Annotated in this window: 7 protein-coding genes; 5 read left to right on the top strand and 2 right to left on the bottom strand. The window is 65.2% G+C overall.

Annotation, left to right across the window (positions count from 1 at the left end):
- The first annotated feature begins 175 nt into the window (after positions 1-175).
- The 5 genes from B3E94_RS19850 to B3E94_RS19830 all read left to right on the top strand — a co-directional run bounded on the left by B3E94_RS19850 (position 176) and on the right by B3E94_RS19830 (position 3,733).
- Entirely contained in the window at positions 176-715 is a 540-nt protein-coding gene (locus tag B3E94_RS19850) for a TetR/AcrR family transcriptional regulator (protein WP_236235521.1), read from the top strand.
- Positions 716-738: 23 nt separating this feature from the next.
- Positions 739-1,572, top strand: coding sequence for an alpha/beta fold hydrolase (locus B3E94_RS19845; RefSeq protein ID WP_176512252.1), 834 nt, complete (start codon positions 739-741; stop codon positions 1,570-1,572).
- Positions 1,573-1,615: 43 nt separating this feature from the next.
- Positions 1,616-2,050, top strand: a complete 435-nt coding sequence (locus B3E94_RS19840; RefSeq protein ID WP_286914836.1) for an acyl-CoA thioesterase — start codon at positions 1,616-1,618, stop codon at positions 2,048-2,050.
- Between the two features lie 51 nt (positions 2,051-2,101).
- On the top strand, positions 2,102-3,073 hold the full coding sequence (locus tag B3E94_RS19835; RefSeq protein ID WP_286914835.1) for a tRNA dihydrouridine synthase: 972 nt from the start codon (positions 2,102-2,104) through the stop codon (positions 3,071-3,073).
- A 216-nt stretch (positions 3,074-3,289) separates the two neighbouring features.
- The gene (locus B3E94_RS19830; RefSeq protein WP_176512255.1) at positions 3,290-3,733 is read left to right on the top strand and encodes an Hsp20 family protein; all 444 of its coding nucleotides are present in this window, start codon (positions 3,290-3,292) and stop codon (positions 3,731-3,733) included.
- Positions 3,734-3,782: 49 nt separating this feature from the next.
- On the opposite strand, the gene B3E94_RS19825 is transcribed toward B3E94_RS19830, so the two are convergent.
- Positions 3,783-7,079 (bottom strand): bifunctional diguanylate cyclase/phosphodiesterase, encoded by a 3,297-nt coding sequence (locus B3E94_RS19825; protein WP_176512256.1) that lies wholly within the window; start codon positions 7,077-7,079, stop codon positions 3,783-3,785.
- A gap of 58 nt (positions 7,080-7,137) precedes the next feature.
- On the bottom strand, positions 7,138-8,016 hold the full coding sequence (locus B3E94_RS19820) for a LysR family transcriptional regulator (protein WP_286914834.1): 879 nt from the start codon (positions 8,014-8,016) through the stop codon (positions 7,138-7,140).
- Positions 8,017-8,102: the final 86 nt, after the last annotated feature.

Raw genomic sequence — 8,102 nt, 5'->3', positions numbered from 1 at the left:
ACTTTTACCCGCGTTTTGCGGGACTTTAAAGGCTCATTCGCTTATTGAATGGGCCTTTTGTTTTTTCTGCTCCCCTCAAAAATTTCGCGCCGATTGGCGGCAGGCATTTTCGCTTGCATAAAAATATTACTCATATAATATTTCGATCATCATATTTTGATCGGTGATTGCCGCCATGAGCGACAAGAAGAGCAGAACCCGCGAACGCATCCTTGAAGCTGCACGCAGTGCGTTGATCCAGCATGGCCCGGCCGAGCCCAGTGTCAGCCAGGTGATGGGCGCCGCCGGCCTTACCGTCGGCGGCTTCTACGCGCACTTCGAAAGCAAGGACGAGCTGATGCTCGAAGCCTTCCGCCAGCTGCTCGGCGAGCGCCGGGCCTTGCTCGCGCAGGTTGACCCCAGCCTCGATGGCGCCGGGCGGCGAGCGTTGGCGGGTGCCTTCTACCTGTCGCGCAAGCACCGTGATGCCGAGGTGCATGCCTGCCCGCTGCCCAGTGCGCTGAGCGAGATGCAGCGCCTGCCCGAGGCGTTTCGCGAAGTGCTGGCCGAACACATCGAGCTGATGACTGCAGCGATGGTCGATCGCCCCGAGGATGCCGACAAGGCCCTGGCCGACCTGGCCCTGATGATCGGCGGCCTGGCGCTGGCCCGGGCCCTGGGCGCCGGCGAGCTGTCCGACCGCATTCTGCGCGCCGCCAAATCGGCGGTTATCTGAACCTGTGACCTTGGAGCAAGGCGATGACTACCTTGAGCTGGATTCGTGGCGTCAATGGCACCCTCGGCCACCTGGCCCCCGAGCATGTCGCCGGCAAGATGCGCCGGGCGTTCATGACACCGCGCAATCTGCCGCCGCGGCAGTGGGAGCTGCCACTGCTGGCGAGCGCCGAGCGCATCACCTTGCGTTTCGGGCTGTCCGCCTTGCGCTGGGGCCAGGGGCCGACGGTGTTGTTGATGCATGGCTGGGAAGGGCGCCCCACCCAGTTTGCCGCCCTGATCGACACACTGGTGCAGGCCGGGCACACGGTGGTTTCCCTGGAAGGCCCGGCCCATGGGCGCTCCCCCGGGCAGCAGGCGAACGTGGTGCTGTTTGCCCGCGCGCTGCTGGAGGCGGCGGCCGAATTGCCGCCGCTGCGAGCTGTGATCGGCCATTCCATGGGCGGCGCCAGTGTCATGCTGGCGCTGCAAATGGGGCTGCGCGCCGAGGCCGCCGTCAGCATCGCCGCACCGGCGCAGCTGCTGGGCGTGCTGCGCGGCTTCGCCAAGCACTTAGGGATGCCGGCGCGGGCCAGGGCAGCGTTCATTCGCCAGGTCGAACGGGATGTTGGCATTCAGGTCGCCCGCCTCGATGTCAGTGGCTATCAGCTGGAGATTCCGGGCCTGGTCGTGCATGCCGCAGATGATCAGCTGGTGGCCGCCAGCGAGGCCCAGTTGATTCACAAGGCCTGGTTCGACAGCCGCCTGCTGCTGCTGGAAGGGGGAGGCCACCAGCGCGTGCTGGCCGACCCGCGCCTGAGCCAGGCCGTGCTCGAACTGCTGGCCAGCAGCAGTGCCCCGGCCCGGCAAAGCGCCTGAACTTCCATTACACTCTGCCCCTTCACTGACTTGGGGAGCGGGCATGAGCTGGGACCTGGCAACGCCATTCATCATCGACCTGCGGGTCGGCAGCGAGGACATCGACGGCCTCGGCCACGCCAACAACGCGGTCTACGTCACCTGGCTCGAGCGCTGCGCCTGGCGCCACTCCCAGCGCCTGGGCCTGGACCTGGCGGAATACCGGCGCCTGGACCGGGCGATGGCGGTGGTGCGGCATGAGATCGACTACCTCGCCGCCGCCTACGAAGATGACGAGCTGCAGCTGGCCACCTGGATCATCGATTGGGACCAGCGCCTGCGCATGACCCGGCGCTTCCAGCTCAAGCGCCCGCGAGACGGCGTGACCCTGCTGCGTGCGCAGACCACGTTCGCCTGCATCGAGCTGTCCAGCGGCAAGCCCAGGCGCATGCCGGCCGAATTCATCGACGGATACGGCCCGGCGCTGATCGGTACCTGAACCGGCAGCGTTTTTTGCTAGACTGCCGGCTTTTCTCGCCGAGTCCCCGAAATGCAAATTGCCCTGGCCCCCATGGAGGGGCTGGTCGACAACATCCTGCGCGACGTCCTGACCCGAGTGGGCGGCATCGATTGGTGCGTCACCGAGTTCATCCGCGTCTGTGACCGCCTGCTGCCAGCCTCCTCGTTCGACAAGCTCGCCCCAGAGCTGCGCCAGGGCGCGCGCACGGCCGCCGGCGTGCCGATGCGCGTGCAATTGCTGGGCTCGGACCCGGTGTGCCTGGCCGAAAACGCGGCGCTGGCCTGCGAGCTGGGGGCGCCGGTGATCGACCTGAACTTCGGCTGCCCGGCCAAGACCGTGAACAAGTCGCGGGGCGGGGCGGTGCTGCTCAAGGAGCCGGAGTTGCTGCACGCCATCGTGCGTGAGGTACGCCGGGCGGTGCCGGCGCATATCCCGGTCACCTCGAAGATGCGCCTGGGCTTCGACAGCCCGGATGGCGCGCTGGACTGCGCCACGGCCTTGGCCGAAGGGGGCTCGGCGCACCTGGTGGTGCACGCGCGGACCAAGGTCGAGGGCTACAAGCCGCCGGCGCATTGGGAATGGGTGGCGCGGGTGCAGGATGTGGTCAATGTGCCGGTGTTCGCCAATGGCGAGATCTGGACCGTCGACGACTGGCGGCGCTGCCGTGAGGTCAGCGGCGCCGAGGACATCATGCTCGGCCGTGGGCTGGTGTCGCGCCCGGACCTGGCGTTGCAGATTGCGGCCGCGCGTGATGGCCGCGACTACCAGCCGCTGAGCTGGGAGGCGTTGCTGCCGTTGCTGCGCGAGTTCTGGCGCCAAGCCCAGGCCAAGCTGTCGCCGCGTTATGCGCCGGGGCGCATGAAGCAGTGGCTGGCGATGCTGACGCGCAGTTATCCCGAGGCGGTGGTGTTGTTCGCTGAGCTGCGCAGGGAAGATGACTGCGCGCGGATCAGCCGGTTGCTTGGGGTTGAGGTGCAGGCATTCGAGGAATGTGTGGCCTGAGCCTGCCCCATCGCCGGCAAGCCGGCTCCCACAGGTGCCCTGCGCAAATACCTGTGGGAGCTGGCTTGCCAGCGATGGGGCCACCAACTCCCTGCAAGTAAAAAAATTTTCGCGTGCCCTCTTGAAAGCCTTCTCCTGGACCCTATTTATTCAGTACGCGATGCCGAAGTCGGGTCGCGTAATGACTTACTTGCTGAATTTCAGGAGTTTATGACCATGACCAGTGCTTTCTCTCTCGCTCCACTGTTCCGCCATTCCGTTGGCTTCGACCGTTTCAACGACCTGTTCGAATCCGCGGCACGTAACGAGGCGGGTAGCAGCTACCCTCCCTACAACGTGGAAAAACATGGCGATGACCACTATCGCATCGTGGTTGCCGCAGCCGGCTTCCAGGAGCAAGACCTCGACCTGCAGGTCGAAAAAGGCGTGCTGACCGTGATCGGCGGCAAGCGCGAAAACAGCGCGACGGAAGTGACCTACCTGCACCAGGGCATTGCCCAGCGCGCCTTCAAGCTGTCGTTCCGCCTGGCCGACCATATCGAGGTCAAGTCCGCAGGCCTGGCCAACGGCCTGCTCAGCATCGACCTGCTGCGCATCGTGCCGGAAGAAGCCAAGGCCAAGCGCATTCCGATCAATGGCGACAAGCCAGCGCTGAACTGAGTTTGGCGTGATACGAAAAAGGGCACCTGCGAAGGTGCCCTTTTTTCGTTCAGTAATCCGCCGGCGCCTCCAGCAGCATCTGCCTGAACTCCGGCAGCGGCAGCGGCCGGCTGTGCAGGTAGCCCTGGTACAGGTGGCAGCCCAGTTGTTCGAGGAATTCAAGTTGCTCGGTCAGCTCCACCCCTTCGGCGATCACGGCCAGGTCCAGGCTGCGCGCCATGGCCACGATGGCGCGGACGATCTCGGCGTCGTTGGGGTCTTGCGGGGCATCGCGCACGAAGGTCTGGTCGATCTTCAAGGCGTCCACCGGTAGGCGCTTGAGGTAGGTCAGCGATGAATAGCCGGTGCCGAAATCGTCCATGGCGAAGCTCACCCCGTAGCGCTTGAGCTCGCGCATCTTGCTGATGGTGTCCTCCAGGTTCTGGATCACGATGCCTTCGGTAATCTCCAGCTTCAGCATGTGCCGCGGCAGGCGGTAATCGTCCAGGCTGCGCAACACCCGCTCGACGAAATCGTTCTGGCGGAACTGCCGCGGGCTGATGTTCACGCACAGGCTGAAGTCATCGGCATCGATCAGCCCGTCTTCGAGCATGCGCGCGCAGGCATCACACGCTTCGTCGAGTATCCAGCTGCCTACTTCGAGGATCAGGCCGCTTTCTTCGAGCACCTGTATGAACTGCGAGGGCGGTTGCTGGCCCAGTTGCGGGTGGTGCCAGCGCAGCAGCACCTCGGCGCCGACGATGCGGTTGTCGCGGGCATCCACCTGGGGCTGGAAGTGCAGGGCCAGCTCGCCGCGGGCCAAGGCCAGGCGCAGGTCGCTTTCCATGCGCAGGCGTTCGCTGGCGGCCTTTTGCATGGTGGTGTGGAACAGCTGCGTGGTGTTGCGCCCCGAGTCCTTGGCCCGGTACAGGGCGATGTCGGCGCGCTTGAGCAGGTCGGCCGGGGTGGCGCCGTGGTCGGGGATCAGCGCCACGCCGATGCTTGGCGTCACCTGCAGGCGCTGGCCATCCAGCGACATCGGTTCGGCCAGCAGCTCGCGCAGGGTGTCGGCCAGCTCGCGGACCTTCTGCTCGACCGACTCGCGGCTGCCTTCCAGGCCGCTGAGCAATACCACGAACTCGTCGCCGCCCAGGCGCGCCACGGTGTCTTCCAGGCGCACGCTGGCTTCCAGGCGTGCGGTGATGATCTTCAGCACCGTGTCGCCCACCGGGTGGCCGAGCGAGTCGTTGATGTGCTTGAAGTGGTCCAGGTCGAGGAACAGCAAGGCGCCGCGCAGGTTGTGGCGGCGCAGCAGGGCGATCTGTTGGCTCAGGCGGTCCATCAGCAGGGCACGGTTGGGCAGGTTGGTCAGCGGGTCGTGGTAGGCCAGGTGGCGAATCTGCGCCTGGGCGTTCTTCAGCTGGCTGACATCGCGGGCAGTCAGCAACAGGCAGTCGACCTCGTTGAGGCTGATCGGCTCCACCGACACCTCTACGGTGAGGATGTCGCCGCGCTTGTTGCGCCCGAGCATTTCCCGGTGGTGCACCCGGCCGCGCTCCTTGAGCTCGGCGAGCAGGGCGCTGCGCTGCTTGTCGTCGGCCCAGATGCCCAGCTCGAAGACGCTGCGGCCCACCACTTCGGCGCTGCTGTAGCCGGTGAGGCGGCAGAAACCATCGTTCACCTCCACATAGCGGCCGCTGTGGCGCTCGGTGATGGTGATGGCGTCGGGGCTTGAGTGGAATGCCTTGGCGAATTTCTCCTCGCTGGATTTCAGCGCCGCTTCCGCCCGTTGCTGCTGGGTGATATCGCGCAAGGTGGTGACGCTGCACGGCTGGTTGTCGACGGTAATCAGCCGGCTGGCGATCACGCAGGTCAGCGGCGAGCCATTGCGGTGGTTGACCACCACCGCGACATTGCTCAGGGCCTGCTCGCGGATGACTTGCTCGATGCGCCGGGCGCGTTCGATCGATTCGGCCCACAGGCCGATTTCTTCGGCCGTGCGGCCAATCACCTGGTCGGCGCCCCAGCCGAACGTCTGGGTGAAGGCTGGGTTGATCTCGATGAACTGCCCGGTGTCCTGGCGGGTGACGCAGATCGGGTCGGGGCTGACCTGGAACAGGCTGGCGAACTTTTCTTCAGAGGCGCTCAGGCGCAGTTCGCGCTCCACCTGTTCGGTGATGTCGAGCAGGGTGCCGGCCATGCGCAGCGGCGTGCCGTGCTCGTCGCGGTAGAGGCGGGCGCGGCTTTCGATATAGCGCGAGGTGCCGTTTTCGAGCTGCACCCGGTAGGTGATCTGGTAATTGCCGGCCGGCCCCTCGCGCAGGCTGCGATAGGCCTGGCGCATGGCATCGCGCTCTTCTTCCGGCACGCCTTCGAAGAACGAGTCGAACGATTCGTGGAAGGGGATTGGGTCCAGCCCGTGCAATTGCGCGGCCCGCGCCGAGCCATAGAGCATGCCGCTGGGGATGTGCCAGTCCCAGGTGCCCAGTTGCGCCGAATCCAGGGCCAGGTCCAGGCGTTCCTGGCTGTCCTTGAGCGCCTGCTCGGCGCGCTTGCGTTCGGAGGTGTCGACAAAGGTGCTGAGCAGGAAGGTCACCCCCTCCAGTTCGATGCCCTGGGTGCACAGGATGCCGTCATGCAGCTTGCCGTTGCTGGCGCGAAACTGCACTTCCATGGTCAGCGGGCCGCCGTTGGCGCGGGTCGCCTGGAGTATCTGCTGGCGTTGTTCGGGGTGCTCCCACAGCCCCAGCTCCAAGCTGGTCTTGCCGATCACGTAGCTGCCAGGCCAGCCGAACATGTCTTCGAAGTGCTGGTTGACCTCGAAGATCATGCCGTCGTGGCGGCGGGTCAGCAAAATGGCATTGGGGCTTAAGTGAAACAGCGTGGCAAAGCGTTTTTCCGAGTTGATCAGCGCGGTTTCCCGCTCGCGCTGGCGAGTGATTTCGCGGATCACCCCGATCATCTGGCGCCGGCCGTGGCGGTCGTGGGTCAGGCTGCCGTTGATTTCCAGCCAGTGCAGGCTGCCGTCCGGCCAGCGGATGCGGTGGCGCATGGCCTTTTCCACCGGTTCGCCATTGACCACCGCCTGGAACAGCTGGCGGGTGCGGGCGCGGTCTTCTTCGGGCAGCAGGTCAAGGTAGTCGATGTCGTTGGGCAGCGGGCGCTGCGGGTCGAAGCCGAACAGCGCCTGGGTACCCCGCGACCAGCTGATCCGGCCGGTCTCGATATCCCACAGCCAGGCCCCCAGGCGCGCGCCGTTGAGCGCCGCCAGCAGCTGCGGGGCGTTCTGCCAGGCTTGCTCGGACTCCTGGGGGTCGGCCGCCGGGATACGCGGCAGGCGCGGAAAGCGGTTTGCTGATTTGGGCATTGGTACCAGACCTTTGGCGTTTGACGCGTCCTTGAGTTGGTGCCGTGCTGACGACCGGTCAGGCGGACCCTGCATGGCTGTCGAGCAGGGCCATGAAGGCCCTGGCCGCATTCGATAGCGTTCGCTCCGTGTGCAGAATGTAGCCTAGCTGGCGCGACAGCTGTATGCCGGGCAAAGCGATGGGTGCAACCTGATCGTCGAGCATGGTGCGCGGCAGCACGCTCCAGGCCAGGCCGATGGACACCATCATCTTGATGGTTTCCAGGTAGTTGGTGCTCATGGCGATATTGGGCGCCAGGCCCTGGCTTTCGAACAGGCGCTGGACGATGTGGTGGGTAAAGGTGTTGCCGCCGGGAAACACCGCCGGGTGGCGCGCCACGTCAGCCAGGCTGACCTGCTGATTGCTGGCCAGCGGGTGTTCGGGGGCGGCGACGAAATCCAGGGCGTCGTCCCACACCGGCACGGCCTTGACCAGGTGATGGGGCTCGGGCGCGAGGGTGATGACGGCAATTTCAGCACGGCCATGGAGGATTTCGTCGTAGGCCGCTTCCGAGTCGAGGAACTGAATATCCAGCGCCACCGACGGGTACTGCCGGGTAAAGGCGCGCAATAGCGGGGGCAACCGGTGCAGGCCGATGTGATGGCTGGTGGCCAGGGTCAGGCGGCCTGCCACTTCCCCGGTCAGATTGGTCAGGGCCCGGCGGGTGTCATCGAGCACGTTGAGGATCTGGTAGGCGCGCGGCAACAGGGCCCGGCCCGCTTCGGTCAGGGTCACTTCACGGCCCAGGCGATCGAACAGGCGCACCCCCAGTTGCTGCTCCAGCCCGGCAATGCGCTTGCTGATGGCGGGCTGGGTCAGGAACAGGCGCTCGGCGGCGCCGGAGAAGCTGCCGGTTTCGGCGATGGCGATGAAGGCGCTGAGGTTGGCCAGGTCCATGGGTCGAATTCCTGTTGGTTATCCAAAGCATAAAAATTATGAATTTGAGTTATTCAATCTATCGCCATAGCATCGTCCGTACAAGC

The sequence above is a fragment of the Pseudomonas sp. UBA6315 genome (genome assembly GCF_002438125.1).
Lineage (GTDB): Bacteria > Pseudomonadota > Gammaproteobacteria > Pseudomonadales > Pseudomonadaceae > Aquipseudomonas > Aquipseudomonas faucium.
The sequence above is the reverse complement of the archived record's forward strand: the minus strand, read 5'-3'. Positions and strand labels throughout refer to the sequence as shown.